General features: G+C 60.6%; 29 protein-coding genes. 18 read left to right on the forward strand and 11 right to left on the reverse strand.

The genetic code is table 11. The annotated features are described in order from the left end of the window. Positions 1-13: 13 nt before the first annotated feature. A complete protein-coding gene (locus tag ACZ47E_RS02360; RefSeq protein WP_278067285.1) occupies positions 14-2,764 on the reverse strand; it encodes a heavy metal translocating P-type ATPase in 2,751 nt (916 codons plus the stop codon). A gap of 166 nt (positions 2,765-2,930) precedes the next feature. Between ACZ47E_RS02360 and ACZ47E_RS02365 the strand changes: the two genes are divergently transcribed. Together ACZ47E_RS02365 and ACZ47E_RS02370 are read left to right on the forward strand one after the other, a co-directional pair. Then, entirely contained in the window at positions 2,931-3,845 is a 915-nt protein-coding gene (locus tag ACZ47E_RS02365) for a L,D-transpeptidase (RefSeq protein WP_004440506.1), read from the forward strand. Positions 3,846-4,000: 155 nt separating this feature from the next. Beyond that, positions 4,001-4,726 (forward strand): L,D-transpeptidase, encoded by a 726-nt coding sequence (locus ACZ47E_RS02370; protein WP_004440507.1) that lies wholly within the window; start codon positions 4,001-4,003, stop codon positions 4,724-4,726. 54 nt (positions 4,727-4,780) lie between these two features. On the opposite strand, the gene ACZ47E_RS02375 is transcribed toward ACZ47E_RS02370, so the two are convergent. Beyond that, a complete protein-coding gene (locus tag ACZ47E_RS02375) occupies positions 4,781-5,239 on the reverse strand; it encodes a MarR family winged helix-turn-helix transcriptional regulator (RefSeq protein ID WP_004440509.1) in 459 nt (152 codons plus the stop codon). A 192-nt stretch (positions 5,240-5,431) separates the two neighbouring features. Between ACZ47E_RS02375 and ACZ47E_RS02380 the strand changes: the two genes are divergently transcribed. The 3 genes from ACZ47E_RS02380 to ACZ47E_RS02390 all read left to right on the forward strand — a co-directional run bounded on the left by ACZ47E_RS02380 (position 5,432) and on the right by ACZ47E_RS02390 (position 7,259). After that, the gene (locus ACZ47E_RS02380; protein WP_003509379.1) at positions 5,432-5,854 is read left to right on the forward strand and encodes an organic hydroperoxide resistance protein; all 423 of its coding nucleotides are present in this window, start codon (positions 5,432-5,434) and stop codon (positions 5,852-5,854) included. Between the two features lie 300 nt (positions 5,855-6,154). Next, the gene (locus ACZ47E_RS02385) at positions 6,155-6,538 is read left to right on the forward strand and encodes an MbcA/ParS/Xre antitoxin family protein (RefSeq protein ID WP_004440515.1); all 384 of its coding nucleotides are present in this window, start codon (positions 6,155-6,157) and stop codon (positions 6,536-6,538) included. Then, positions 6,498-7,259 carry an RES family NAD+ phosphorylase gene (locus tag ACZ47E_RS02390; protein WP_004440518.1) on the forward strand — a complete coding sequence of 254 codons (762 nt, stop codon included), beginning with the start codon at positions 6,498-6,500 and terminating at the stop codon, positions 7,257-7,259. The genes ACZ47E_RS02385 and ACZ47E_RS02390 overlap by 41 nt, the downstream gene beginning before the upstream one ends. A gap of 40 nt (positions 7,260-7,299) precedes the next feature. On the opposite strand, the gene ACZ47E_RS02395 is transcribed toward ACZ47E_RS02390, so the two are convergent. The 3 genes from ACZ47E_RS02395 to ACZ47E_RS02405 all read right to left on the reverse strand — a co-directional run bounded on the left by ACZ47E_RS02395 (position 7,300) and on the right by ACZ47E_RS02405 (position 10,176). Beyond that, entirely contained in the window at positions 7,300-8,814 is a 1,515-nt protein-coding gene (locus ACZ47E_RS02395; RefSeq protein ID WP_077986734.1) for an ABC-F family ATP-binding cassette domain-containing protein, read from the reverse strand. Between the two features lie 405 nt (positions 8,815-9,219). Then, a complete protein-coding gene (locus tag ACZ47E_RS02400; RefSeq protein WP_004440523.1) occupies positions 9,220-9,642 on the reverse strand; it encodes a YciI family protein in 423 nt (140 codons plus the stop codon). A gap of 87 nt (positions 9,643-9,729) precedes the next feature. Then, entirely contained in the window at positions 9,730-10,176 is a 447-nt protein-coding gene (locus tag ACZ47E_RS02405; protein ID WP_006700023.1) for a MarR family winged helix-turn-helix transcriptional regulator, read from the reverse strand. Between the two features lie 149 nt (positions 10,177-10,325). Between ACZ47E_RS02405 and ACZ47E_RS02410 the strand changes: the two genes are divergently transcribed. From ACZ47E_RS02410 to ACZ47E_RS02420, 3 genes are all read left to right on the forward strand, one after another. Next, positions 10,326-11,054, forward strand: a complete 729-nt coding sequence (locus tag ACZ47E_RS02410; protein WP_004440526.1) for a DUF899 domain-containing protein — start codon at positions 10,326-10,328, stop codon at positions 11,052-11,054. Positions 11,055-11,083: 29 nt separating this feature from the next. Further along, entirely contained in the window at positions 11,084-11,572 is a 489-nt protein-coding gene (locus tag ACZ47E_RS02415; protein WP_174150758.1) for a DUF1579 domain-containing protein, read from the forward strand. A 93-nt stretch (positions 11,573-11,665) separates the two neighbouring features. Further along, on the forward strand, positions 11,666-12,445 hold the full coding sequence (locus ACZ47E_RS02420; protein WP_278067286.1) for a VOC family protein: 780 nt from the start codon (positions 11,666-11,668) through the stop codon (positions 12,443-12,445). Between the two features lie 39 nt (positions 12,446-12,484). On the opposite strand, the gene ACZ47E_RS02425 is transcribed toward ACZ47E_RS02420, so the two are convergent. Then, complete coding sequence (locus tag ACZ47E_RS02425; RefSeq protein ID WP_278067287.1) at positions 12,485-13,381, reverse strand: LysR family transcriptional regulator; 897 nt, start codon at positions 13,379-13,381, stop codon at positions 12,485-12,487. A gap of 121 nt (positions 13,382-13,502) precedes the next feature. On the opposite strand from ACZ47E_RS02425, the gene ACZ47E_RS02430 reads away from it, so the two are divergent. Genes ACZ47E_RS02430 through ACZ47E_RS02440 form a run of 3 tightly spaced genes read left to right on the forward strand, consistent with a single transcriptional unit; the run spans position 13,503 to position 15,059 of the window. After that, positions 13,503-14,225: an SDR family oxidoreductase gene (locus tag ACZ47E_RS02430; RefSeq protein ID WP_037091684.1), complete on the forward strand. Its 723-nt coding sequence runs from the start codon at positions 13,503-13,505 to the stop codon at positions 14,223-14,225. A 10-nt stretch (positions 14,226-14,235) separates the two neighbouring features. Next, entirely contained in the window at positions 14,236-14,712 is a 477-nt protein-coding gene (locus ACZ47E_RS02435; protein ID WP_207588800.1) for a carboxymuconolactone decarboxylase family protein, read from the forward strand. After that, on the forward strand, positions 14,709-15,059 hold the full coding sequence (locus tag ACZ47E_RS02440) for an Atu4866 domain-containing protein (protein WP_004440535.1): 351 nt from the start codon (positions 14,709-14,711) through the stop codon (positions 15,057-15,059). The genes ACZ47E_RS02435 and ACZ47E_RS02440 overlap by 4 nt, the downstream gene beginning before the upstream one ends. A gap of 56 nt (positions 15,060-15,115) precedes the next feature. On the opposite strand, the gene ACZ47E_RS02445 is transcribed toward ACZ47E_RS02440, so the two are convergent. Further along, entirely contained in the window at positions 15,116-16,687 is a 1,572-nt protein-coding gene (locus ACZ47E_RS02445; protein WP_278067288.1) for a helicase HerA-like C-terminal domain-containing protein, read from the reverse strand. Between the two features lie 312 nt (positions 16,688-16,999). Between ACZ47E_RS02445 and ACZ47E_RS02450 the strand changes: the two genes are divergently transcribed. Further along, positions 17,000-17,392 carry a hypothetical protein gene (locus tag ACZ47E_RS02450; protein ID WP_004440538.1) on the forward strand — a complete coding sequence of 131 codons (393 nt, stop codon included), beginning with the start codon at positions 17,000-17,002 and terminating at the stop codon, positions 17,390-17,392. A gap of 6 nt (positions 17,393-17,398) precedes the next feature. Here ACZ47E_RS02450 and ACZ47E_RS02455 read toward each other — a convergent pair whose 3' ends face one another. Then, positions 17,399-17,830: a winged helix-turn-helix transcriptional regulator gene (locus tag ACZ47E_RS02455; protein WP_006700031.1), complete on the reverse strand. Its 432-nt coding sequence runs from the start codon at positions 17,828-17,830 to the stop codon at positions 17,399-17,401. Between the two features lie 103 nt (positions 17,831-17,933). Between ACZ47E_RS02455 and ACZ47E_RS02460 the strand changes: the two genes are divergently transcribed. The 3 genes from ACZ47E_RS02460 (at position 17,934) to ACZ47E_RS02470 (ending at position 20,400) form a co-directional block, all read left to right on the forward strand. Then, the gene (locus tag ACZ47E_RS02460) at positions 17,934-18,692 is read left to right on the forward strand and encodes an SDR family oxidoreductase (protein WP_077986740.1); all 759 of its coding nucleotides are present in this window, start codon (positions 17,934-17,936) and stop codon (positions 18,690-18,692) included. A gap of 70 nt (positions 18,693-18,762) precedes the next feature. Continuing rightward, entirely contained in the window at positions 18,763-19,602 is an 840-nt protein-coding gene (locus ACZ47E_RS02465) for a helix-turn-helix transcriptional regulator (RefSeq protein ID WP_278067289.1), read from the forward strand. Positions 19,603-19,788: 186 nt separating this feature from the next. After that, entirely contained in the window at positions 19,789-20,400 is a 612-nt protein-coding gene (locus ACZ47E_RS02470) for a LysE family translocator (RefSeq protein ID WP_220330037.1), read from the forward strand. Positions 20,401-20,425: 25 nt separating this feature from the next. Here the strand turns inward: ACZ47E_RS02470 and ACZ47E_RS02475 are convergent, their stop codons facing one another. Together ACZ47E_RS02475 and ACZ47E_RS02480 are read right to left on the reverse strand one after the other, a co-directional pair. After that, positions 20,426-21,253 (reverse strand): aldo/keto reductase, encoded by an 828-nt coding sequence (locus tag ACZ47E_RS02475; protein ID WP_278067290.1) that lies wholly within the window; start codon positions 21,251-21,253, stop codon positions 20,426-20,428. Between the two features lie 112 nt (positions 21,254-21,365). Continuing rightward, positions 21,366-22,289, reverse strand: a complete 924-nt coding sequence (locus tag ACZ47E_RS02480) for a bestrophin family protein (protein ID WP_278067291.1) — start codon at positions 22,287-22,289, stop codon at positions 21,366-21,368. Positions 22,290-22,476: 187 nt separating this feature from the next. Between ACZ47E_RS02480 and ACZ47E_RS02485 the strand changes: the two genes are divergently transcribed. After that, entirely contained in the window at positions 22,477-23,184 is a 708-nt protein-coding gene (locus ACZ47E_RS02485) for a helix-turn-helix transcriptional regulator (RefSeq protein WP_060942517.1), read from the forward strand. Positions 23,185-23,232: 48 nt separating this feature from the next. Then, positions 23,233-23,601, forward strand: a complete 369-nt coding sequence (locus ACZ47E_RS02490) for a VOC family protein (protein WP_004440552.1) — start codon at positions 23,233-23,235, stop codon at positions 23,599-23,601. Positions 23,602-23,851: 250 nt separating this feature from the next. Here the strand turns inward: ACZ47E_RS02490 and tam are convergent, their stop codons facing one another. Further along, the gene (tam, locus tag ACZ47E_RS02495) at positions 23,852-24,622 is read right to left on the reverse strand and encodes a trans-aconitate 2-methyltransferase (RefSeq protein WP_004440553.1); all 771 of its coding nucleotides are present in this window, start codon (positions 24,620-24,622) and stop codon (positions 23,852-23,854) included. Between the two features lie 338 nt (positions 24,623-24,960). Here tam and ACZ47E_RS02500 point away from each other — a divergent pair, with 338 nt between their 5' ends. Next, positions 24,961-25,842 carry a branched-chain amino acid aminotransferase gene (locus tag ACZ47E_RS02500; RefSeq protein ID WP_004440555.1) on the forward strand — a complete coding sequence of 294 codons (882 nt, stop codon included), beginning with the start codon at positions 24,961-24,963 and terminating at the stop codon, positions 25,840-25,842. Positions 25,843-25,915 lie beyond the last annotated feature (73 nt).

Raw genomic sequence — 25,915 nt, forward strand, 5'->3', positions numbered from 1 at the left:
GGAGGGGCTGCGATCAGGCTTTGTTGCGGTTAAAATATCCAAGCAGCCGCATGGCATTGGCGGTCACCAGAACCGTGGCTCCCGTATCGGCGAAGACGGCAAGCCACAGGCCGGAAAGGCCGGTAACTGTTGTGACCAGGAACACCGCCTTCAGGCCGAGCGCGATCGCTACGTTCTGGCGGATATTGCTCATGGTGGCGCGCGAGAGGCCGATGAGGCGGGCGGCATCGCCGACATTGTTGCGCATCAGCGCCGCATCCGCGGCTTCCATCGCCACGTCCGTGCCCGAGCCGATGGCAACACCGACGCTGGCCGCCGCAAGGGCCGGCGCATCGTTGATGCCGTCACCCACCATGACCACGGTCTTCTTTTCGGCAAGCTTGCGGATTTCCTCGACCTTGTTCTGCGGCAGGAGTTCACCGCGCGCTTCTAGGCCCAGCTTGTTGCCGATGGCACGCGCCGTGCGGGCATTGTCACCCGACAGCATCAGCGAGGAAATGCCCATTTCCTTCAGCGCCTTGACGCCTTCGGCGGCATCCTTGCGCGGCTCGTCGCGCATGGCGAAGAGGCCGCTTGCCGCACCGCCGGCCATGACGACAGCCACCGTCTTGCCTTCGCTTTCCAGCGCAGAGATGCGATCGGAGAGGTCCTTTGAAAGCGTACCGACCTCAGTCGCAAAGCGCGGTGCGCCTATAAACAGGTCCTTGCCGCCGACATTGCCCTGCATGCCGCGACCGGAAATCGCCTTGATGTTGGAACCGGGCAGCGGCTTGACGCCGGCCTTTTCGGCATGATTGACGATCGCGCGGGCGAGCGGATGGCTCGACTCGTTCTCGATGGTCGCGGCCTGCGCAATCAGCTCGGCCTCGTTGCCATCAACAGTGATCACATCCGTCACGACAGGCTCACCAAGCGTCAGCGTGCCGGTCTTGTCGAAGGCGACGGTTTCGGTGCGCGCCAGCATTTCGATGACCGCGCCGCCCTTCACCAGCATACCGTGGCGTGCCGCAGCCGAAAGGCTGGAGGCGATGGCGGCGGGAACCGAGATGACCAGCGCGCAGGGGCAACCGATCAGGAGCAGCGCGAGACCACGGTAAATCCAGGTATCCCAGTCGCCGAGACCGGCGAGCGGCGGCACGATGATGGTCAGCACCGAGATCGCGACGATCAGCGGCATGTAATAACGCGAGAAGCTCTGGATGAAGCGCTCGGTCGGCGCGCGGGCATCCTGTGCTTCTTCGACCAGCGTAATGATGCGGGCGATGGTGTTGTCTTCCGGCGCACGGTCGACGCGGATGCGCAGCGAACCGTCATGGTTGATCGAGCCGGCAAAGACGCGGTCGCCCTTGTCCTTGGCGACGGGAATGCTTTCCCCGGTCATCGGCGATTCGTCGACGCTGGACTGGCCGTCGATGACAACACCATCGGCGGCGATACGGTCGCCGGGGCGCGCCACGACCACCTGGCCGATGCGAACCTGATCGGCGGAGACCTGCCGAAGCGCGCCGTTTTCCTCCACCATCGCCGTTTTCGGTAGCAGTGAACCGAGCGCCTTGATGCCGGAGCGGGCGCGGGCGGCGGCAAAGCCTTCCAGCAATTCGCCGACGGAGAACAGCAGCACGACGATAGCCGCCTCTTCCGCCTCGCCGATGATGATCGCGCCGATGGCGGCAATGGTCATCAGCATCTCGATGGTGAAGACAGCGCCGAAACGGGCAGCATTAAAGGCATTGCGTGCGATCGGGAAGAGCGTGACCAGCGTGGCGACGATGAAGGCGTAACTACCCCAGGCCGGGAAGGTCAGTTCCGCCGCATAGGCAATCGCGACCAGAATGGTGCCGGTGAAGGTGTTGCGCGCCTTGGCGGTGCGCCACCATGCACCTTTTTCGTCCGCGCCATGGGCGTGCCCTATCTCGGCGCTCTGGTTTGCGGCGGCAGGTGCGGCAGCGTGGGAATGGCCCGCATGGTCGTGTCCGTGATCGTGACCTGAATGATCATGGCCGGAGTGATCGTGGTCATGCCCGTTGCAGGAATGCTGCTCGTCTCCCGAATGGTCATGCGCCGCGTGGTCGTGGCCGGAATGATCATGCCCGGAGTGATCATGACCGGAATGATCATGATCGTGATGGCCACCGCATGTCGCGTGATCATGATCGTGTTCGTGCTTTTGATCCGGCGTTTTTTCGCGCGCGGCCTTCTCCTGCGGCAGCAGGGCCGGCTTGAAGCCGAGCTTGCGCAACGTATCCTCGATCTTTTCCACCGGGGTTTTGTTTTCGGCAAGCGAAAGGTTCAGCCGCTCGCGGGCCACCGACACCTTGACGTCAGCAACGCCGGGCAGGCGGGACAGTGCGGTTTCGATCTTGGCCGCGCAGCTGCCGCAATCCATGCCGCCGACCGAAAAGGTCAGCGCATTGTTGTTTTCAATAGCCGTTTGGGGCGTGTCATTATGGTGACCGCCGCAGGAGGAATGGTCGTGATGATCGGCCTCCACCTTTGCTGCGGGCGCTTTTTCGCGCGGCAGCAGAGCGGGCTTGAAGCCGAGCTTGCGCAACGTATCCTCGATTTTTTCCACCGGGGTTTTGTTTTCGGCAAGCGAAAGGTTCAGCCGCTCGCGGGCCACTGACACCTTGACGTCGGCAACGCCCGGCAGGCGCGACAGCGCGGTTTCGATCTTGGCCGCGCAGCTGCCGCAATCCATGCCACCGACCGAAAAGGTCAGGGCCTCCGGTTCCCCGTTCAAACTGCCGCGTGTCGAAATATTCATGGTTTCGCTCCTGAATTCCACTCGACAGCCAATCTGGCACCTCTAGCAACTAGAGCTTCAAGAGAAAAAATGCAGTTCTTCGATTTTTTTTGAAAAACCGACGCCAGCTTCGCGCCAGCCGCGCGGTCCATCATGGCCTCAGATTGGATTCCATGAAGCGGTTCAGATGATAGCACTCCTTTTGAAAAACGGTCGCCGGGCGGCCTCTCTGGTCGGGCTTGCCCTGCTGCCCCTGATGAGCGGCTGCCTTTTCGTGACGGATACGACCCGGATGGATCCGGACGTCTTCGTCAGGGAAACGGCGCCAGTGTTCAATTTCAATTCCGTCAGCTCCAATCGCCAGCCGGAACTGCCGCCGCAGCCGGGCCAGCTTTCGACGCGCCCGCCGGATCTGTTCCGAACCCGCTTCCATCAGGAATATGGCCCGCCGGTGCGCGGCCAGGGGCTGCAGGCCCCGCAGGTGCAGGGCTATAATGTGCCCCAGGGTCAGAGCCAAGGCCAGGCGGTGGCCTATGGTCTGCCGGTCTCCAATCCGCTGCACCGTGTCATGTATGGCCCGATCCGCGATGAGGATCGCTCCTTGCCGGCCATTCCCTATGGCCGCATCGATCCGCGTTATCTCCGGCAGGAAGTCAGCTACCAGACGGCGGAAGCGCCTGGCACCATCGTGGTCGATACGAAGCAGCATTACCTTTATCTCGTTCAATCCGGCGGCAAGGCCATCCGCTATGGCGTCGGGCTGGGACGTGACGGTTACGCCTGGTCGGGCCGTGGCAAGATCCAGTGGAAGGCCAAGTGGCCGCGCTGGACGCCGCCCGATGAAATGGTCAAGCGCCAGCCGGAACTCGCCTCCATCTCCGCCGCCAATGGCGGCATGACACCGGGTCTGAACAATCCGCTCGGCGCACGCGCGCTTTATATCTTCAAGGATGGCAAGGACACGCTGTACCGCGTGCATGGCACGCCGGACTGGCAGTCTGTCGGTAAAGCGACGTCCTCCGGCTGCGTGCGCATGCTCAATCAGGATGTGATCGATCTCTATGAGCGCGTGCCGCAGGGTGCGCAGATTGTGGTTATCTGAACACGTTCTAAAAGAAAGAGATAGGGGACCCATTCCGCCAGCAGCTTGTGACTGGCTTTTAGCGGTCGGTTAACTATTTTCGCAATACGCATGATACGGAACAAATGACGTACAACGGCGATCTAGCCGTTCGAAATGTGGGACAAACCGGCCTTATGACAAGCACCGACACAGATCTTTCCAGACGCACCTTTCTTTCCCTTCTTGGCCTTTCTTCCGCTTCGCTTCTCGCAGGCTGCGCCTCATCGGGCACGGGAGACGCCATCCGCCAGCAGGCAAGTGCCATTGGCAGCGATTTCCGCCAGATGTTCTCGTCCGGCGTCAGCGACGCGGAACTGGCCGTCATGTACGGCTCGGTCGAGGATGGCGGTTACGTCATTCCTGCTGTGCCGTATCAGAAAATCGACCGGCGTTATTACCGCCAGCGGGTCGTTGATCCGACGGGCGAACGTCCAGGCACCGTGGTCGTCGATACGCGTTCGCGCTTCCTTTACGTGGTGGAGCCGGGCGGCAGCGCCATGCGTTATGGCGTCGGCATTGGCCGCGAAGGTTTCGCCTGGTCGGGCGAGGGCGTCATCCAGTGGCGTCAGAAATGGCCGAAGTGGACACCGCCGGACGAAATGGTCGCCCGCCAGCCGGAACTCACCAAATATTCCTCCAAGAACGGCGGCATGCCGCCGGGCCTGAAGAACCCGCTCGGCGCCCGCGCGCTCTATATCTTCCAGAATGGCAAGGACACACTTTACCGCCTGCACGGTTCGCCGGAATGGAACTCCATCGGCAAGGCGGTCTCCTCCGGCTGCGTGCGCCTGATGAACCAGGACGTCATCGATCTCTACGACCGCGTGCCGCAGAAGGCGCGTGTCGTGGTCTGGCAGTGAGCCGAGACTTCTCCATATGAAAAAAGGCGGCTCCGTGCCGCCTTTTTTGTTACGTCAGGGTCGGGTGAGGCTGTCCTTCAGCGCATTCACCCGGTCGCGGATCTGCACCAGCTCTTCCAGACCGCAACCAGTGGCATTGCCGATCGCCGCCATGATCTTCACGCCCTCTTTTTTAAGGTTCGCACCCTTTGGCGTCAGGGCCACCAGCACCTGTCGTTCGTCCACCGTCCCGCGCTTGCGGGTGATCAACCCCGCATGCTCCAGCCTTTTCAGCAGCGGGGAAAGGGTGCCGGAATCGAGCCCCAGCATTTCGCCGAGCGCCTTGACGGTGGAGGTCTCTTTCTCCCATAGCGCCATCATGACCAGATATTGCGGATAAGTCAGCCCGATTGGGTCGAGCAGCGGTTTGTAGGCCCTTGTGAAGGCATGCGCCGCGCCGTAAAGCGCAAAACATATCTGCTGGTCCAGCCTCAGCAGGCTTTCCATCTTCTTGTCGTCGCCCTCTGCACCCATTTTCCTGCTCCAAAATCAACCGGGGAGGGAACAATCGGCCCCCGCTTTCGGTTCCTGCCGCATGGATGCGCGGCGAAATTTCGTGAAAATTATCGCAAAAAACGAATTCGCATTCAATGTGCAAAATTATATTGCGCACAATTCAATTGTTCGCTATAAGAGCCTCAACGCCAACCCGAAGGAGTAAATGTCATGCCAATTCTCTACACGACCAAAGCATCTGCCACCGGTGGCCGCGCCGGTAACGCCAAGTCGGAAGACGGCGTTCTCGACGTCACACTCACTGTTCCCAAGGAACTGGGCGGTGATGGCGCCCGCGGCACCAATCCGGAACAGCTTTTTGCAGCCGGTTATTCCGCCTGCTTCCTCGGCGCCCTGAAATTCGTCGCCGGCAAGGAAAAGGTAAAGATTCCTGAAGACACCACTGTGACGGCAACCGTCGGTATCGGCCCGCGCGAAGACGGCGGCGGCTTCGGCATCGAAGTCTCGCTGAAGGCCAATATTCCTGGTGTCGAGCGCGAAGTTGCTGAAAAACTGGTTGCTGCTGCGCACATCGTCTGCCCCTACAGCCACGCCATGCGCACCTCCACGGAAGTGCCGGTCTCGGTAGCCTGATTTTTCAGGTCTTAAATGTGGGGCGGGTTCATCCCGGCCTGAAGTGGACCGCGACGTCTCCTCCGCATGCCGGACTATCCGGCATCCATGCCCCGGCCCGTCTGCGCCTTGAAAGGAGTCTATCGCGATCAAGGACTTGATCGCGCTGGACCCCGGATCTAGTCCGGGGTGACGGGGCGGGGCGCCCTGCACACGATAAATATCAGGCTTGGGCAGTGGATCGTCATTCCTGCGTTCATTCCGCCCTTCTTGTTTGCAGAAAGAAATGTGCTATATTCTTTCCAAGGAAAGGATAGACCCATGAATATTCACACCAAGGCCACCGCGGACCCCGCATCGCAAGGCAGGGTCGTCACCAAGGCTGTTATCGCCGCCGCGGAGCGGCTCGGCCTGAATGCCGCCCGCACGGCGGATATTCTTGGCGTTTCCGCGCCCACGGTGTCGCGTATGAAGCGGCTTGATTTCCTGCTGGAGCCGGGTGCCAAATCCTTTGAACTGGCTGTGTTGCTGATCCGGGTTTTCCGTTCGCTGGATGCGATTGCCGGCGGCGACGAGGCCGTGGCGAAAAGCTGGCTGCGCAATCATAATACGGCGCTCGGCGCCGTACCTGCCGACAAGCTGACTACCATTACCGGATTGATCGATGTCCTCTCCTATCTGGACGCCCGACGCGCTCCTGTCTGAAAAACGCGCTGCGGCGGGAAAATACTGGCGGTTGGTGGAGGCGCAGCACCAGGTTTCCACCATGAAGCTGGTGGATACGGTGGAAGAGCAATCGCTGCTGGAAGATATTCTGGAGGCGAGCAAGCGGCCGTTTCCACCCGAATGCGCCGGTTTTGATTATCTTCTCGCGACGCCCTTCCGTTATGGCGCAGCCTATCCGCATGGCTCGCGGTTCCGCCGCGCGGGCTATACCGAAGGCGTTTATTACGCCGCCGCGAAGGTGGAAACGGCGCTTGCTGAAATGGCCTTTTACCGGCTGCTGTTCTACGCCGAATCGCCTGGCACGCCGCTGCCTGCCAATCCAGCCGATTATTCCGCCTTTGCCGCCCGCGTCGCCACCGATGCCGCGCTGGATCTGACCGAACCGGCACTCAACCGCGACGAGGCCCTGTGGACTGATCCCACGAATTACGAAGCTTGTCAGACACTGGCGGATCAGGCGCGTCTCGCCCGGATCGAGGCCATCCTCTACCGCTCGGTGCGCGATCCGGCAGGCGGCCTCAACATTGCCATCCTGTCGCCGAAGGCCTTTGCCGAAAAATCGCCGGTGGAGCGGATGAGCTGGCGCATCCATCTTTCGAAAACCGGGGTGCAGGCGCTGTGCGAATTCCCGATGCGGCGAACCGGTTTTTCGGCCGCGGATTTTGCCGGTGATCCACGCCTCGCCAGCCTGCTGGGCTGACGGGCGTTCTCTGTTTCATCCTCTTGGCGGGCCGATGATGTCAGGCGGAAGCGAAAAACGCTTCCGGGTCGTCAACTTCCACCAGCCTGCGCTTGTCGATCAGCCAGAAGCGGTTACCTACCGTCCGCACAAAACTCCTGTCATGCGAAACGAAGACGCAGCTGGCTTCACGGCTGATGATTTCCGCCTCCAGCGCTTCCTGTCCCTCGATATCCAGATGGTTCGTCGGCTCGTCCAGCAGGTAGAAATTCGGCTCCGCCAGCCTGAGCGCCAGCATGGCAAGTCGCGCCTTCTGCCCGCCTGAGAGCGTGGCGATCCGGCGTTTCTGCATTTCCATGTCGATGCCGGCGCCGGCGAGCAGGCCGTGGATGCGCTGGTCGCCAATGTCGAAGCGATGCGAGAGAAGCGTCGCCGGCGTGCTGTCGTCATCGATGTCGGCAAGCGACTGGTCGACATATCCGGCTACTAGCGAGGGCGTGGCCTTGATGCCCTCCTGAATATGGCCATCACCCGTCACCGCCGCCTGCAGCAGTGACATCAGCCGCGTCTTGCCGACACCGTTGCGACCGAGAATGACGATGCGGTCGCCCTGGCGGATGAATTGCCGGCCGGTGCGGAACAGCACTGTTCCATCCGGCGTCGAGACGGGAACATCCTCCAGAGTGACCAGAACCTTGGCATGGGTGCCGCGATTGGCGAGCTGGATTTTGCCGGCGGATCGTTCGATATGGGCAGGGCGCGCTTTCTCCTCGATCCTTTCCGCGCGCTCGCGCAATTGCTTGGTTTTAACGGTCAGGAGATCGCTGCCGGAATTGATGCCGATATTGTTGAGCTTGGCCGCCTGCCGGCGCAACTGCTGTGCGGTTTTCATGTCGCGCTGGAAACGCCGCTCATCGGCGGCGTCCTCCTCCTCCAGCGCCGCGCGCGCACGGCCATAGGGCAGGCGAAACAGCGCCGAGTTCTCAGGCCGCAGGAAAAGCGTCGTCCGCGTGACATTGTCGAGAAAGGCGCGGTCGTGGCTGACGATGATGACGGCCGTGTCGCGCGGCAGGGCGCCCAGCCAGCTTTCCAGCACGTTGATCTTTTCAAGGTCGAGATGGTTGGTCGGCTCGTCGAGCAGCAGCACGTCAGGCTCTGTGATCCAGGCCTTGGCCAGCATGGCAAGCCTCTGCCAGCCGCCGCTCAGTTCTTTCAGGCGACGCTCGCGAAACGGCTCCGGCACCAGCATGTCATCGAAGATGATGTCTGCGCGCCAGCTTTCGCTATCGATCGTATCCGCCGGCAGGGCGGAAAGCACGGCATCCCGCATGGTTAGCTCCATCAGGGCGGCAGGCGGATTTTGGCGCACGATGGACTGGGTGAGCCCGCGCAGCCGGGTGATGTCGCCGCTACTGGGCTCCATGTCGCCCACCAGGCAATTGAGCAGGGTGGACTTGCCGCAACCATTGGCGGCGACGATGCCGATGCGGTCGCCCGCATTCACGGTAAGGCTGAGATTGGAAAAAAGCGGTTTGCCAAGGATGATACCGAGGTTACGCAGCGTAATGATGGTCATGATGTCGTCTCTGGCGAAGACGGACCCGCACCGTTGCCTGCGCGTGCAGGACGGGGTTTCGGTTATCGGTGATCCGTCGTGAAACTATGCGCAATGGCAGACGAACTGCGTCCTGCGCGGCCTTTTAGGCAAACCAGAGGGGTGGTGTTCCGGTCAGCCCTGCAAACGTGTCCGCAGGGCAAAAAGGTGGCAGAGCTGACGATTGCGCCAGAAGCAGGAAATATCCATGCGAAGCCTCCTTTCTTGAAACGGGTTGAACCGTCCGACCATTAACAGCGGCGGCGATCCGTTGCAACCCACTTTGAGAAGGGGTGGGAAGGGGCGATGCGGCAATGCCTACCCGGTGGGAGAGGTAGTCGATGCCGCACCTGATCCTTTCAGCCGGGCTCGTTCGGCCCGCTGGCGTCATTGGTTGCCGACACGCGCCCGCAGTTCTTCGACATGAGCGGCGATTTCAGGTGTCACCGCGTCGCCGAAGTCTTCCATTTCAAACATGGGGCGGATTTCGATTTCGCTGCGCTCCAACATCGGGTTCGGGCAGCGTTTCACCCATTCCACCGCCTCGTCCATATCCTTCACGTTCCAGATCCAGAAACCGGCGACCAGCTCGTTGGTGTGCGGGAAGGGACCGTCGATCACGGTGCGGCTGTCGCCGTCGAAGATCACGCGCTTACCCTTGGAGGAGGGGTGCAGGCCGTCGCCGGACTGCATGATGCCGGCATTGACCAGTTCTTCGTTGAATTTCCCCATTGCCTCCATCAGTTCCGTCGTCGGCATCACGCCGTCTTCGCTGCTTTTTGTGGCTTTTACAAAAACGATTGCACGCATGATCATTCCTCCTGAATTGGGTTTCGTTCAGTTTCGCTCTCCGGCGCGACAACCGGATGACAGTCTTGCCGGGGCGCTCCGCCCCTGTCAGCCAAGATCGATGAGGTCGCGGCGCAGTCTTTCAGGGTCACCGCTTCCAATCTTTGCTTCGATTTCCGCATGGGTCTGCTCCCATATCGGGAACGCGGCGGCGAGTACGGCCATCCCCTCAGCCGTCAGCCGCAGCCGTTTGCCGCGCTTGTCCTTCGGGTCCTGTTCGATGCTGACCAGCCCGCGCCGTTCCAGCGGCTTCAGCGCCGCCGTCAACGTCGTGCGGTCCATCGCCAGAAGATTGGCGACCGGCCCCATCGGAGGCGGCTCCGGGCGGTTCAGCGACATCAGCAGCGAAAATTGACCATTGTTGATGCCCACCGGCTTCAACGCATTGTCGAACAGCCGTGCCAGCGCCCGTGCCGCACGCTGTGCATGCAGGCACAGGCAGGAATCACGCACGAGAATGGTTGTCGCAAAAGGAATCACGCTGACGTTTGACATGCGCTAAATATGTTGATATCAACCTAATTAGTCAAGCGGAACTTGGTGCTCTGCAGACTGTTTGTTGCCTTTCAGCACAGAAATAGGCGGTGCCGGCCGTTGGGACGGAGCGGCGCCGAGGTGAAGGACGGATCCAAGGAGGAAAGATCATGTCTCATCCCGTCGTTTCAAAAGAGGAGTGGCTTGCGGCCCGCCGCGATCTGCTGGTGAAGGAAAAGGAATTGACCCGTGCCCGTGACAGGCTGAACGAAGCCCGTCGCGCATTGCCGTGGGAGGAGGTGACGAAGGATTATATCTTCGACGCGCCTTCCGGCCCCAAATCGCTGCAGGAGCTGTTCGGTGATTGCAGTCAGCTAATCGTCTACCACTTCATGCTGGCGCCGGACTGGGAGGAGGGCTGCGTTGGCTGCTCCTTCTTCGCCGATCACGTCGATGGCGCGCTGATCCATCTCAAGCATGGCGATGCTGGCTTCGTCGCGGTGTCGCGGGCACCGCTTGAAAAGATCGAAAGCTACAAAAACCGCATGGGATGGAAATTCCCCTGGGTTTCAGCCGCAGGCACGGATTTCAATTACGATTATCAGGCCTCGTTTCGCGACGAGGACATGGCAAGCGGCGAAATCACCTACAATTACCGTGACATGGCGCCCTATGGCGACCTGAAGGACCTGCACGGCATCAGCGTTTTCGCCAGGGGCGAGGACGGCAAGATCTATCACACCTATTCCACTTATGCCCGCGGCGCGGAGCAGACGCTCGGCACGTTGATGCTGCTCGATCTGGTGCCAAAAGGCCGTAATGAAGAGGGTGTAATGGATTGGGTGCGCCGCCACGACCAATATGAGGACGCGCCGAAAGCCGCATCCTGCTGCCACTGAAAACGGCAAGACGAGAGGAGGAGACGACAATGGAAATGGAAAGCGTCAAGCCGCAGAAGGAACACGAATTCCTGTCTAGGCTCGTCGGCGACTGGGTAATGGTTGCCGGCCATGAAGGATACGATCCTGATGATCCGGACCAGCGTTTTACGGAGACCGTCCGCTCCATCGGCGGGTTGTGGGTCATCGGCGAAGGCTCCGGCAGGATGCCTGACGGCGACCGGATGACGGCCGTCATAACGGTCGGCTTCGATTCGGCCAAGGGCAATTTTGTCGGCACCTGGGTAGGGTCGATGATGACGCATCTCTGGGTCTACAAGGGCTGGCTGGAAGAGGACGGCAAGACCCTGACGCTGGAAGCGGAAGGCCCCGCTTTCGACGGTTCCGGTGGCACCGCGACCTATCACGACGTGCTGGTGCTGCATGATGACAATCACCGCAGTTTCTCCGGCAGCGTCAGGCAGCCGGACGGCACATTCAAGACCTTCATGACATCGGAGTTCCGGCGCAAGTCGTAAAGCTCGCCCGGACTTGATCTGAACGAACGTGCCGCCGCGCCCTGCGGCGGGCGCTTGCCGAAACACCCGCCAAACCCTCCATAGGAGACGACAATGTCCGATACGCATGGAAAATTCATCTGGGTCGAGCTGATGACACCCGACATGGAAGCGGCCGCCCGCTTTTATGGTCATGTCGTTGGCTGGCAGACCAAGGATTTCGGCTCGCCGGAAATGCCCTATCTCGTGCTGGAAGCCGACGGCAAGGGCATGGGCGGCGTCATGGAACTGACCGACGAGCACAAGGGCCAGGGCATTCCGCCGAACTGGACGGCCTATGTCGATGTCGACGATGTGGACGCGACGGCAAAACGTTTTGCCGAAAAAGGTGGCGCGATCCGACGTCCGCCGCAGGACATCCCGGAAATCGGCCGCTTTGCCGTGGTGGCCGATCCCTATGGCGCCGTGCTCTGCATCATGACGCCGCAGCCGATGGAAACCGGCGGTTTCCCTGAGGATACACAAGCGAAACAGGGCCATGTCGGCTGGTACGAACTCTTCACCGACAATGTCGATGAAGCGATGGCCTTCTACGGCGATGTCTTCGGCTGGACCAAGGACCATGATTTCGACATGGGCGAAATGGGCCCGTACCGCATCTTCGCCCATAACGGCAAAGCCGTTGGCGGCATCATGAAACGCATGCCGCAGGTTCCCGTCTGCCATTGGGGTTATTACTTCAATGTTGATGGTATCGATGACGCCATCACCCGAGTCAGCACCGGGGGCGGACAGATGGTCAACGGCCCGATGGAAGTGCCCGGCGATAGCTGGATCGTTAACTGCGTCGATCCGCAGGGCGCCTATTTCTCGCTGGTCTCGCAGAAGAAATAAGTCTGTTGCTGACGATCTGCCGGAGCAACGTCCGGCAGATCACCGTTCTCTCGACAGGCGAACATGATCGATAAAGGCCCGCAGCTTCGGCGCAAGGTTGCGACGGCTGGGATAATAGAGATAAAACCCTGCGAAGCTGGGCGAATAGTCTTCCAACATGGAAACAAGCTCTCCGCGCTCCAGATAGGGCCGGAATGTCTCTTCCATGCCAAAGGTAATGCCTGCACCGGCACAGGCGAGCTTGATCATCAGCTGCATGTCGTTGGTGGTGAAAGCAGGCTCCACCGCCACCGCAAACTCCCGGCCGCTTTCGGCAAATTCCCATCTATATGGCGCAATACCCGGACGAGGCCGCCAGCCGATACACCTGTGCTCGATCAGCTCGCGTGGCTGGCCGGGCAGGCCGAATCGGTCCCGGTAGGAAGGAGAACAGACGGCAAGCTGCCGCTGGGGAACTGATACCGGAACGGCAATCATATCCTGTTCGATAAGCTCTCCCAAACGCACGCCGGCATCATAATGCTCGGCGACAATATCGAATTCTTCATCCGTCACGACGATGTCGAGCTGCACTTCGGGATGTGCCTCGGCAAAGCTTGCGAGCAGAGGTCCCGACAAGAAACGTTCTGCAATGGACGACACCGCCAGCCGAAGCTGACCGCGCACCGTGCCGCCAAGCGACGAGGCCGCCTGCGCCGCCTGCGAGATCGCGTCTATAGAAGAGGAGACATCAGCGTAAAGCTGCTGTCCCGCTTCCGTCAGGCTCACGCTGCGGGTTGTCCGTTGGACGAGCGCGATTCCCATCGTCTCCTCAAGCTTGCGGATGGTCTGGCTGACAGCGGAGCGGGTGACACCCAGCCTGTCCGCGACAGCGCGAAAATTCCGTTCCTCGGCGACAAGGCAGAACGTTGAGACGGCATTGAGATCAATGTTCATTGGTTAGAAATTCTATCCATTGAGGTAACTATTAAGGCGGTTATCGCGACAATGCCTGAGCGCTATCTTCCCTGCAACGGTCGATTTCGAAAAAGCCGACCGTAACAGCAAGGAGATAGCCATGACATTGAACAAAGTTGTTCTCATCACGGGTGCATCGAGCGGGATAGGTGAAGGCATTGCGCGAGAGCTGGCCGCCGCCGGCGCAAAACTGGTGCTCGGCGCGCGCCGGCTGGATCGCCTTGAGGCGCTGGCCGAAGAACTGCGCGAGACAGGGGCTGAGGTCGTCGTCCATCCGCTTGACGTCATCGATAGGCACAGCGTCGAAGCCTTTGCCGAGGCAGGCCGCAAGGCGTTTGGCGAGATCGACGTCATCGTCAACAATGCCGGGATCATGCCGCTGTCGCTGATGTCGTCGCTCAAGGTCGATGAATGGGACCGCATGATCGACGTCAACATTAAGGGCGTGCTCTATGGCGTGGCGGCCGTTCTGCCCGAGATGACCGCACGTGCCTCCGGCCACATCATCAACATCGCTTCAATTGGCGCGCTCGCGGTCTCGCCAACGGCGGCAGTTTATTGCGCCACGAAATTTGCCGTGCGGGCGATTTCGGACGGGCTGCGGCAGGAAAACCGCGACCTGCGTGTCACCTGCATTCACCCCGGCGTGGTGGAAAGCGAACTCGCCCACACCATCACCGACCCGGCCGCCGCCGAACTGATGCAGAGCTACAGGGCCATCGCCCTGAAGCCGGACGCGATCGGCCGCGCGGTGCGCTACGCCATCGAACAGCCTGACGATGTGGACGTCAACGAAATCGTCGTCCGCCCAACCGCTGCCTGAGGAGATTGAGATGAAAACCATTTTTTCAAGTGCATTTGCGATTGCAATGCTCGCGGGAAATGCCGTCGCGCTCGCAAATACGCAGTATCCGGATGACCGGTTGAAACGCGGCGATGATGTCGTCCGCAGTCTCAATAATGGCCAGCCGCAAGCCAATCTGGAACGCATGCGGCAGGAGTTTCCGTTCCTGGCGGAAGCAACGGAGGGATATGCCCTGGGTGAGGTATGGTCGCGGCCGGGGCTGGACAACCGCACCCGCCAGCTGGCCGCCGTCGCTGTCATGGCGGCCCTTGGCGAGCGTGATCTGATGAAGGTCCATGCCGGCTATGCGCTGAATGTGGGCGCAACCGACGAGGAGCTGAAGGAGATGATCTATCTGATCACCGTCCCGGCCGGTTTCCCAAAAGCCATCGCCGCATCACGCACGCTTGCGGAACTGTTCGAGGAGCGCCGCGCCAATGCCGCAACGGGAGTGGAGAGACAATGAACATCGTATCGACATCGGTTGCGCTTCTGCTTGCGGCGGCTTCCGCCGAAGGGGAGAACCGCAAATCTAGCAACGCCACGGAAGTGAACATGACCGAAAACGCGGAGATCCAGAACCATCCGTATGTCGGCATGTGGGTCACCGGCGATGGCCACGTTCGTCAGGAACTTCTGCCCAATGGCCGCTATGACGAGGCGCGGGGTAACCGCAAGAGCGCCTATCAGGGACGATATGAGGTAAAGGGAAACCACATCGACTATTGGGACGACACCGGCTTTACGGCCGATGGCGAATTCGTGGACGACATTCTCTACCACGGCGGCATGATCTTCTACCGCGAGAAGTGATAACCACGCCAATCAAGCGCCGCCCGCTCCATCGAGAGCGGGCGGCGCGCTTGTTGCTATCGCTTCAAACTACCCAAAATCCCGCGCACGATGGCGCGGCCCACCGAAGTCGCGACCGAACGGGCAGCACTTTTCATCGCGGCCTCGATCACCGTTTCGCGCTGGTAGCCGGAACGGCGCGTGCCGCCGTTGCGTGAGCCGCTGGAATTTTGCGCAGGTTCGTCATCACCGAAGCCGGGCAGGCGCCAGCGGCCGGAGGCGTTGTCGGACTGGTTTTGGGCATTTTCTTCTTCAGCACGCTTCGCAGCCTCGGCCTCCGCCGCCTTCTGGGCACGGGCGGCAAGAATCTCGAAAGCCGATTCCCGGTCTATATCCCTGTCGTATTGGCCGGAGACGGGGCTGAGATCGATCAGCGATTTGCGTTCCGCATCCGTCAGCGGTCCGACGCGGCCGGATGGTGGCCTGACGAGCGTGCGCTCGACGATGGAGGGCGCACCCTTGTCGTGCAGGGTGGAGATCAGCGCTTCACCCGTGCCGAGCGTGGTGATGGTATCTGCCGTGTTGAAGGCCGGGTTCTGTCGAAACGTATCGGCTGCCGTGCGCACGGCTTTCTGTTCGCGCGGCGTATAGGCGCGCAGCGCATGCTGCACGCGGTTGCCTAGCTGGGCAAGCACGGTCTCCGGCACATCGAGCGGGTTCTGCGTCACGAAATAAACGCCGACGCCCTTGGAGCGGATGAGGCGCACGACCTGCTCCACACGCTCCACCAGCACGCGCGGCGCATCGTTGAACAGCAGATGCGCTTCATCGAAGAAGAACACCAGACGCGGCTTTTCCGGATCGCCGACCTCGGGAAGCTCTTCGAAGAGTTCGGAGAGCATCCAGAGCAGGAAGGTGGCGTAAAGGCGCGGGTTCATCATCAGCTTGTCGGCGGCGAGAACCGAAACCGTGCCGCGACCATCGGTGCCCACACGCATGATGTCGGCGATCTTCAACGCCGGCTCGCCGAAGAAATTGGCAGCGCCCTGCTGTTCGAGAACCAGCAGCCCGCGCTGCAGCGAACCGACCGAAGCCTTGGAAATCAGGCCGAACTGGTTGGAGAGTTCCGTTGCGTTTTCGCCCATATAGTTGAGGAGCGATTGCAGGTCTTTCAGATCGAGCAGCGGCAGCCCGCCCTGATCGGCGATCTTGAAGGCGATGTTGAGAACGCCTTCCTGCGCCTCGGAAGCATCCATCAGCCGGGCGAGCAGCAGCGGCCCCATTTCGGCGATGGTGGCACGCACGCGATGGCCTTTTTCGCCATAGAGATCCCAGAAGATGACAGGCGACTTGCCGTAGGAAAAATCGGTAAAGCCGATCTGTTCGGCGCGCTTCTGCACCCAGTCCTTCGCTTCGCCTTCGGCTGCGATTCCGGAAAGGTCACCCTTGATATCGGCGCAGAAGACCGGAACGCCGGCCTTCGAAAAACCTTCTGCCAGAACCTGCAGCGTCACGGTCTTGCCCGTGCCTGTCGCGCCGGTGATGAGGCCGTGGCGGTTGCCGAATTTCAGTTCCAGATATTCACCCTTGTTCAGGCTGTCATCCGGATTGCGGCTGGTGCCGATATAGAGCTGTCCGTCCTGCAACATCGACCATTTTCTCCTGCGGCTGAAACATGACCCGTAAAATCGCGGCGGATTTTGCAAAAGTCATGTCCGAATTAAAAGTCTTCCGGCATGATAGGGACACCCCGGAAGGAGGCAGCCTTTTCATAGTTTGGTTGTGATGATCTTATAAGGGCAGTTTCAAGGCGCAACAACTGCTTGATGGCGATGAAGAAAAAGCGCTTGATGAAAGTTGCCGCACCGCTCATGGCCGCTTGAATGCCACATGAGATTGTTTTACGTTGACGTTAACGTCAGTTCGCAGAAGTTGACGTCGTTTTTCAACAGGAGGCAAGAATGAACGAAGTCGTGGATCAGATCGCCGCAAAGGCGGGGATCGACCCTGAACTGGCTGAAAAGGCCATTGGCATGATTCTCGGTTTTCTCCAGCGCGAGGCTGCCGACGGCCCGATCGCGCGGATGATCGAAGCCATTCCCGGCGCGAGCGATCTGGTGGCGCAGTATAATGGCGAAGGTGCCGGCGGCGGCGGTCTGCTTGGTGGCCTTATGAGCGCCATCGGCGGCGGCGGCATCATGGGGCTTGGCCAGCAGCTGATGAGCCAGGGCCTTGGCATGAGCGAGATTTCCACCCTCGCCAAGGAAACCATCGCCGCTGCCCGCCAGCATGCCGGCGATGAAACCGTCGATCAGGTGATCGCCTCGGTCCCGGGCCTCAGCCAGTTCGCCTGAGCCGGACTATTCCATCGCGGGGCGTGGGGGCTGTTCGTTGAACAGGCGCCGCGCCTCTTCTATTTCGGCATGGTGCGTTTCCGCCCATATCCACACCCCGCAAAAAGCGCTGCCCAGCGTGCGGCCAAGGTTCGTCAGGCCATAATCCACATGTGGGGGAATGACGGGATGCACCGTGCGGCGCACCAGCCCGTCGCTTTCCATCTGCCGCAGCGTCTTCGTCAGCATCTTCTGGCTGATATTGCCCACATGTTTGCCAATCTGCGTAAAGCGCAGCGTGCCGTGCTCTTCCAGCACTTCGAGAATGAGCATCGTCCATTTGTCGGCCACCTTGGCAATGATGTCCTGAACCAGCGCCTCTATTGCCGGATCTGTATCCGTCGGTGGCGGAACCTTGCGCCGGTTCTCGATGGCCGGGTCGGCTGCATGCCGCTTCATCTTACACTCTCCATTTGGTAAGTATAAATCTTTTGGGTGCCTACTTTCGATTGGAGAGTATCATAGCTAACTTCCTTTCAGCCAACAAGCAAAGGATGTTCCCATGAAAATCTCTGGCAATACCATTCTCATCACCGGCGGCGGTTCCGGCATCGGTCGTGCTCTGGCGGAGGCCTTTCACAAGGCCGGCAACAGGGTCATCATTTCCGGCCGGCGCAAGGCCGTGCTCGACGAGGTGACGGCCGCCAATCCCGGCATGGCCTCGATGGTGATGGATGCGACGGACGCGGCAGGCATCCGCGCTTTCGCAGAGGCTGTCGTAGAGGCCCATCCCACTCTCAACGCCGTTATCAACAATGCCGGCATCATGCGGCCGGAAGACATCGCCGCAGCCCCGGATTATCTGGACACGGCCGAAGAAACCATCGCCACCAATCTTCTTGCACCCATCCGCCTGACGGCGGCGCTTTTGCCGCATTTCCTCAAGCAACCCGCCGCGACGGTGCTGACGGTCTCCTCCGGTCTCGCCTTCGTGCCGATGGTGCTGACCCCCACCTACAGCGCCACCAAATCCGCCATTCATGCCTATTCGGTCGCTCTGCGCGAGCAGCTTGAAGAGACGCCGGTGGAAGTCATCGAAATCGTGCCGCCTTACGTGCAGACGACGCTGATGGGTGAGGGGCAGGCGAAGGATGAAAGAGCCATGCCGCTTGATGCCTTCATTGCCGAGGTCATGGATATCCTCGAAAATCGTCCGGACGAGAAGGAAGTGGTGGTGGAACGCTGCAAGCCGCTGCGGTTTGCCGCGCAGAACGGAAATTTCGATCAGGTCTTCGCCATGATCAACCATATGCATCCTTGAGCGGCAACGTCTGTCGCATGGGGACATCCTGTGATAGCGTCGCGCTCCTATCTGAGGAGTGCGCGCTTTCATGGCCCAAGGCCGGTTCCTGATGCCGAAAACCAGCATGCCCGGTGTCGTCGCCGTAGTGGCGGATAGCGATCGTTCTTTCCCACGCCATATGCATGATCAATTCGGTATCGGCGTCATCGAACGCGGCGCGCAGAAATCGCTTTCCGGCCGTGGCATGGTGGAAGCGGCCGCCGGTCAGGTCATCACCGTCAATCCCGGCGAGATACATGACGGTATCCCGCTCGGGGAGGGCGGCCGCGCCTGGCGGATGCTCTATCTCGACATCGATATCGTGCGCGATGTCATTGCCGATGTCTGTGAGCAGGATCGCGGCTTTTTCGAATTCGCCTATCCTGTTGATGCAAGGCCTCTGGCGGAGCGGTTCAACGCTGTCTTTTCCGCCGTCACTGCAAAGGAACGACCGGGCGAAACCCTGCACAGCGACGAGACCTTGCTGATGCTTCTGGCGGCTGCGATGGAGACGGCGGCTAAACCGCCCGTGGTGACCTCGCCCGACACCATCAGGCGCGCGAAAAGCAGCATCGATGACGACCCTGCCCACCCGTTCCGCCTTGCCGATCTGGCCGCGGAAGCCGGCATGAGCCAATTCCGTTTCCTGCGCGCCTTCGCAAAAGCAACCGGCCTGACGCCGCACAGCTATCTTCTCCAGCGGCGCGTCCATCTGGCCCGGCACGCGCTGGCCGGAGGTAAGCCGCCGGCCGAGGTTGCCTTCCTTGCCGGTTTTGCCGACCAGAGCCATCTGAACCGCGTTTTCGTGCGCCAGTTCGGGGTGACGCCGGCGGTTTACCGGGCGGCGACGGGCGGCGGATCGTCGCTCTCTTCCGTCATGCGGGACTAGATCCGGCATCCAGCCATGGCGCGTCTGCGCCGTGAAAGAAGTCTTTCGTGGTCAAGGACTTGACCACGCTGGACCCCGGCTCGGGGGCCGGGGTGACGGTGTGCGGATTTGGCCCTGCAATTTCATCCAAGACACCCGCCCCAGTCATCACCATGCTCTCGTCCTTCACCCACAGGACACCGCATCATGACACCCGAATTCCTCATCACATCCTTCATCGTTGCCGCCTCTCCGGGCACCGGCGTGGTTTACACGCTGGCTGCCGGCCTTTCGCAGGGGGCGCGGGCGAGCGTCATTGCGGCTTTCGGCTGCACGCTCGGCATCGTGCCGCATCTGCTCGCCGCCATCACCGGTCTTGCCGCCATCCTGCACACCAGTGCGCTGGCCTTTAGCGTGGTCAAATATCTGGGGGTCGCCTATCTGCTCTACATGGCGTGGAACACGCTGCAGGAGAATGGCGCGCTGAAGATCGATGAAACGAGGCAGCCGCAAAAAGCCGCCCGCGTCATCGGTGAGGCGATCCTCATCAATCTGCTGAACCCGAAACTGTCGATCTTCTTTTTTGCCTTCCTGCCGCAGTTCATCGCGCCGGATGAGGCTTTGCCGACATGGCGCATGGTCGATCTCGGCCTGATCTTCATGGCCATGACCTTTCTGGTCTTTGCGCTTTATGGCAGCTTTGCCGCCTCGGTCCGGCGGCAGGTGGTGTCACGCCCGGCGGTCCTCGCCTGGCTGAGACGCAGCTTCGCCGCCGCATTCGTGGCGCTGGGGGCGAAGCTGGCCTTGACCGAGCGATAAGGGGGGACCAAACGGCCCCGTCGCCTCAGTTGTCCCAGTCGGGCGCGAGGTGGCCGGGGCTGACAATGCGGCCATTCGGCTTTGCCAGCGCATGGATTGCCTGCATTTCTTCTTCCGAGAGCGCAAAATCGAAAATATCGAAATTCTCCTTGAGGCGGCTTTCCGTCACCGTCTTGGAAAGCGCCACGATATCCGGTTGCTGCACCGCCCAGCGAAGGGCTACCTGCGCGGCGGTCTTGCCGTGTTTCGCGCCGATATCCTTCAGAACAGGATCGTTCGGCACCTTGCCGTCGGCCATCAGGTAATAGGCTGTCACCGACATGCCGTGCCTGCGCGCAGCCGCAATCACCTTGGTCTGGTCGAGATAGGGGTGATATTCGATCTGGTTGGTGGCAAGCGGCGTGTCGGACAGTTTCACCGCCTCTTCGGTCAGCGCCACGTTAAAGTTGGAAATGCCGATATTGCGTGCCTTTCCGGCCTTGCGCACCGCGTTCAGCGCGCCCATGCGCTCGGCAAGCGGCACATCGCTCTTTGGCCAGTGCAGCAGCAAAAGGTCGACATAGTCGGTCTTCAGCTTTGCAAGACTCTCATCGACGGAAGCGAGAAAATCGTCGTGGCGATAGCGGTCCACCCAGACCTTTGTGGTCAGGAATATATCGTGCCGGGAAATGCCCGACTTGGCGATAACTTCGCCCACGGCCCCTTCGTTCTTGTAAATCTGCGCGGTATCGACATGGCGGAAACCGAGCTTCAGCGCCTCCGGCAGAATGCGCCTGACATCGTCTTCCGGAATGCGGAAGGTGCCGAAACCGAGGGCGGGAATGTTCGCGCCATTTGCGCTGACGTCATACATGGGATGTCTCTCCTGTTTGCTGAAACATGGCCGGCGCGGGACGCCGGGGGGCAGGGAAGCCGTCTTTCATTAACTGGTATCCGCACGATCGGTTTCAACCCGGCGACGCCAGTCACATCAGCACGTAATCCACCGGACGCGGATCGGCCGGCAGTTCGGTATCGCCGATCGCCTCGCGCAGATTGATCTCGATTGTGGTGGCAAGGGCATTGATCGGCAGCGCGTTGAGGCCGGTGCCGAAGGGGTCCTCCAGCTCGTCGGACAGCGCATCGAGGCCGAAAAACGTATAGGCGATCAACGTACTCGTGAAAGGCGTCGCCCAGCCGAGCAGATCGGTGAAACCGAACGGCAGGAGAAGGCAGAAAAGATGCGCGGTCCGGTGCAGCAGCAGCGAATAACCGAAAGGAACCGGCGTGTGGCGAATGCGCTCGCACGAAGCCTGTGCGGCGCCCATCTGCTGCACGGTCGCATCCAGCATCTGCAACTGTATATCGCTGATCTGGCCTTTGCCATGAGCGGCGACGATGGCGCCGGAGATTTCGCGCAGCAGCATGTCCGGCCTGTTGCGGCTGCGGGCATAGGTCTGCGAAAGTTCCTCCGGAACGAGGTCGGTGGCGACCGTCGCATTCGCCGGACGCAGATGTGAGACCAGCGCGTGACAGAAGGCGATGACAAGATCGGTGATCCGTCTGCGGGTAACGGGATCGGCCACATGCTGCCGGCCTTCCAGCATCACGGTCTGGCGTGCCAGCGTGCGGGCCACGGTAATCAGCGCGCCCCACTGCTTGCGGGCTTCCCACCAGCGGTCGTAACAGGCATTGGCACGAAAACCGAGGAATACGGAAAGCGCGATGCCGAGCAGCGAGAACGGCGCTCCATTTAGCGCCGGCACCAGATCCGGGCGATCCTTGTGCGCCCAGACCACCAGCGTCGACAGCAGGAAAACCGCAAGCACCTGCGGAAAGATGCGGACGATGATGGAGCCGCGCACGATGAGGAAAAGCTGCAGCAGGTTCGGTTTTGGACGAACGATCATGGTGGAAACTCGAAATGCCTGTGGCGAGTGAGGGCGCGTGGAAATCCCTACCCTTATCTACATGCTGGCTACGCGGCCTTGTCCACCCTTTTTTGCGTGGTTGCGCACGGCGGCTGGCAGCGCTACGCGTCTATCGCGGGCATCGTCAATAGATGATCCGACCGTGCGGGGTGGAAGGAAATGTCGCGTGTCACGTTCACAACGGCTTCTTGATCTGTTGCAGATTCTTCGTTCCCACCGCATGCCGGTGAGTGGTGCAGCCCTTGCCGCGAAGACCGGCGTCAGCCTGCGCACGCTCTACCGTGATATAGCAACGCTTCAGGCGCAGGGCGCCGATATCGAGGGCGAAGCGGGCGTGGGTTATGTGCTGCGTCCCGGTTTCCTACTGCCGCCGTTGATGTTTTCCCAGCACGAAATCGAGGCGCTGGTGCTCGGCTCGCGCTGGGTGGCGGGCCGCGCCGATGCCGGACTGGCGGAGGCTGCGCGCGCCGCACTCGTCAAGATCGGCGCCGTTCTGCCCGAAGCCCTGCGGGAGGAACTCGATCACTCCACCCTGCTTGTCGGTCCGGGGCAGGGGCTTGCGGCCATCCATGTCGATCTGGCGGCCATTCGCGATACGATTCGCAGGGAAAGCAGGGTCGTCATCACCTATCGCGACGAAAAGGGAGACGTGACGGAGCGGGTTATCTGGCCTTTCGCACTCGCTTTTTTCGATCTGGTGCGGGTGGTGCTGGGCTGGTGCGAGACACGGCAGGACTACCGCAGTTTCCGGGCTGACCGCATCGAAAGCTTTCGTCCCCTCGACGGCCGTTATCCGCGCCGCCGCCAGGTGCTGCTGAAAGAATGGCGCGAACGGGAAAAACAGCGGCGGCGGCAACATGCTGACAAAAACTGACAGCATCGGGGTCTAGAAACCGTTCATCCGCAACACAGGAGAACAACCATGACCCACCCCGATTTCACCATTCTTTACGTCGATAATCCGCCGGCCAGCACCGAGTTCTACAAGGCCCTGCTGGGCGTTGATCCCGTCGAAGCCTCCCCGACATTTTCCCTCTTCGTCCTTGCCAACGGCATGAAGCTCGGCCTCTGGTCGCGGCACACGGTGGAACCGAAGGCATCCGTTACGGGCGGCGGCGTCGAACTCGCCTTCCGCGTCGAAAACGACCTTCAGGTGGAAGAGACTTTCGCGAGCTGGAAGGCAAGAGGCGTCGCCATGCTGCAGCAGCCAGCGAAAATGGAGTTCGGTTATACCTTCACGGCCGCCGACCCGGACAGCCATCGCCTTCGGGTCTATGCCTTCGCGAGCTGATGACAAGCGGTTTGGCCGGGTTGGTCAAATAAAGCCATCCTCATCCATGCACGCGGTATTCCGCACGCTCCTGCTCCGCACTCTCCTCATCCCTGTGCTTGTCACAGGGATCCAGTCGACGCGCGTCTGCGCGGCGGGGAGAGCCCTGCCAGCCCAAGGACTTGGGCTGGCTGGATTCCTGGGACAGGCACAGGAATGAGGGCGGTGGGGAGGCGTCCGCGTGTGACAATCGCACGTCGCATCTGATGCCCTACGTCTTGACCGCCACGACAAAAAGGCGGGGAAACCGCAGAAGCAACCGGCCATCCGCCATCGGCGGATAGGCCTCCCTGATACGCCGCGTATAGTCGGCGAGGAAGGCTTCGCGGTTCTCCTCGCCGGCGGCGGCGAGATAGGGGCGTAGCCCCGTGCCCTTCACCCATTCGACGATGCTATCCGCATCTTTCATCGGGTGATTATAGATCGTGTGCCACACATCCACCCGCACGGATTTCGGTGAAAGCGCATTGAAATAATCCGAAGGTGCGGGCAGGGGTTTGCGCCGCAACCGGCCATCGGAAAAAGTCTGTTTCCATGGGCCTTCGTCACCTGTCTCATGCATCGCGATATGCGTCGGCTCCTGCAGATTGTCAGGCATCTGCACGGCCAGAACGCCGCCGCTTTCCAGCTGGTCCATCAGTTGCGAAAGAATGGCGAGATGATCCGGCACCCACTGGAAAACGGCATTGGCGTAAAGCAGGTCCGCCTTCTGCGCCGGTTTCCAATGCGCGAGGTCGGCCTTGCCGAAGCGGGTGGTCGGCAGCCGGTCTGCTGCCTTCGCCAGCATATCATCATCGCTGTCAATACCGGTGATGACATTGACGCCGTAACGGTCGGTCAGAAGCTCGGTGGAATTGCCGGGACCGCAACCGAGGTCATAGCCGTTCAGCACCCGCTCCAGCGGCACCTGGGCCAGGAGATCCCGCGCCGGGCGCGTCCGCTCGTCTTCGAATTTCAGATATTGCTGTGCGGACCATGCCATGATTTTTCTCCTGCGGACTGCTGTCAGATCGTCAGCATCGCATGGGCGAAATCGCCCCGCCATCATTCAATCGATGAATTATTGTGATGAATCTATTCACCAACCTTTTGTTTCGCCTCATAAAACATCCTGCCGGGGCCGCTGCTTTGTTATTTTCCATCAAAATCAGAAATCGCGGCAATTAAAACTTGACCTCATTGAGGGAGAGGCATTCACTCCGGCCGATTTCCCGCACATGCCAGGTTGCGCGCGCACAGCGTTCCTCATCCGGCAATGCATCAGAACAAAAAGACGGAGCGTTTTTTACCGAACGGAAACGCTCGAGATAGGAGACCATCATGAGCGTCGATACCGCACCCCGATCAACCACCTGGACCTATGTTGACGGTCAATGGCTGCCTGGCAATCCGCCGCTCATCGGGCCAACCTCGCATGCCATGTGGCTGGCCTCTACGGTATTCGATGGTGCACGCTGGTTCGATGGCGTCGCGCCTGATCTTGATCTGCACTGCCAGCGCGTCAATCGCTCTGCCGTCAACATGGGCATGAAGCCGACCATGACCGCCGAGGAAATCGAGGCCCTGGCGCTCGAGGGCGTGAAGAAATTTGATGGCAAGATGGCGATCTACATCAAGCCGATGTACTGGGCCGAACACGGCATGCCCGGCAGCGTCGTTGCACCGGATGCCAGTTCCACCCGGTTTGCGCTCTGCCTTTTCGAAGCGCCGATGGACGCCGGCAAGCCGCTGACGCTCACCGTCTCGCCGCTGCGCCGCCCTTCGCCGGAAACGGCAATGACGGACGCGAAGGCAGGCAGCCTTTATCCGAATAGCGGCCGCGCGATTCTGGAAGCGCGCTCACGCGGTTTCGACAACGCCCTGATGCGGGACATGAACGGAAATGTCGCAGAATCCGCCTCCGCCAACATCTTCATGGTCAAGGACGGCGTCGTTCTCACGCCGGTCCCGAACCGTACCTTCCTTGCCGGCATCACCCGTTCACGCGTGATCGGTCTTCTGCGCCAGGCCGGTTTTGACGTGCGGGAAGCGACGCTTTCGGTTGAGGATTTCCGTGAGGCCGACGAAATCTTCTGCTCCGGCAACTATTCCAAGGTTTCGCCTGTCGTGAAGCTCGACGACCGCGAGCTGCAGGCCGGCCCGGTCGCCCGCAAGGCGCTTGATCTTTACATGGAATGGGCACGTCTCGGCGCAGACGTCTGAATTCTGCATCTATTCGCGTGAAACGGCCATGACAGACATTCGTTCGGTCATGGCCATTTTTTTGCGATGCAAA

The organism is Agrobacterium sp. 5Ca39 (assembly GCF_055382365.1).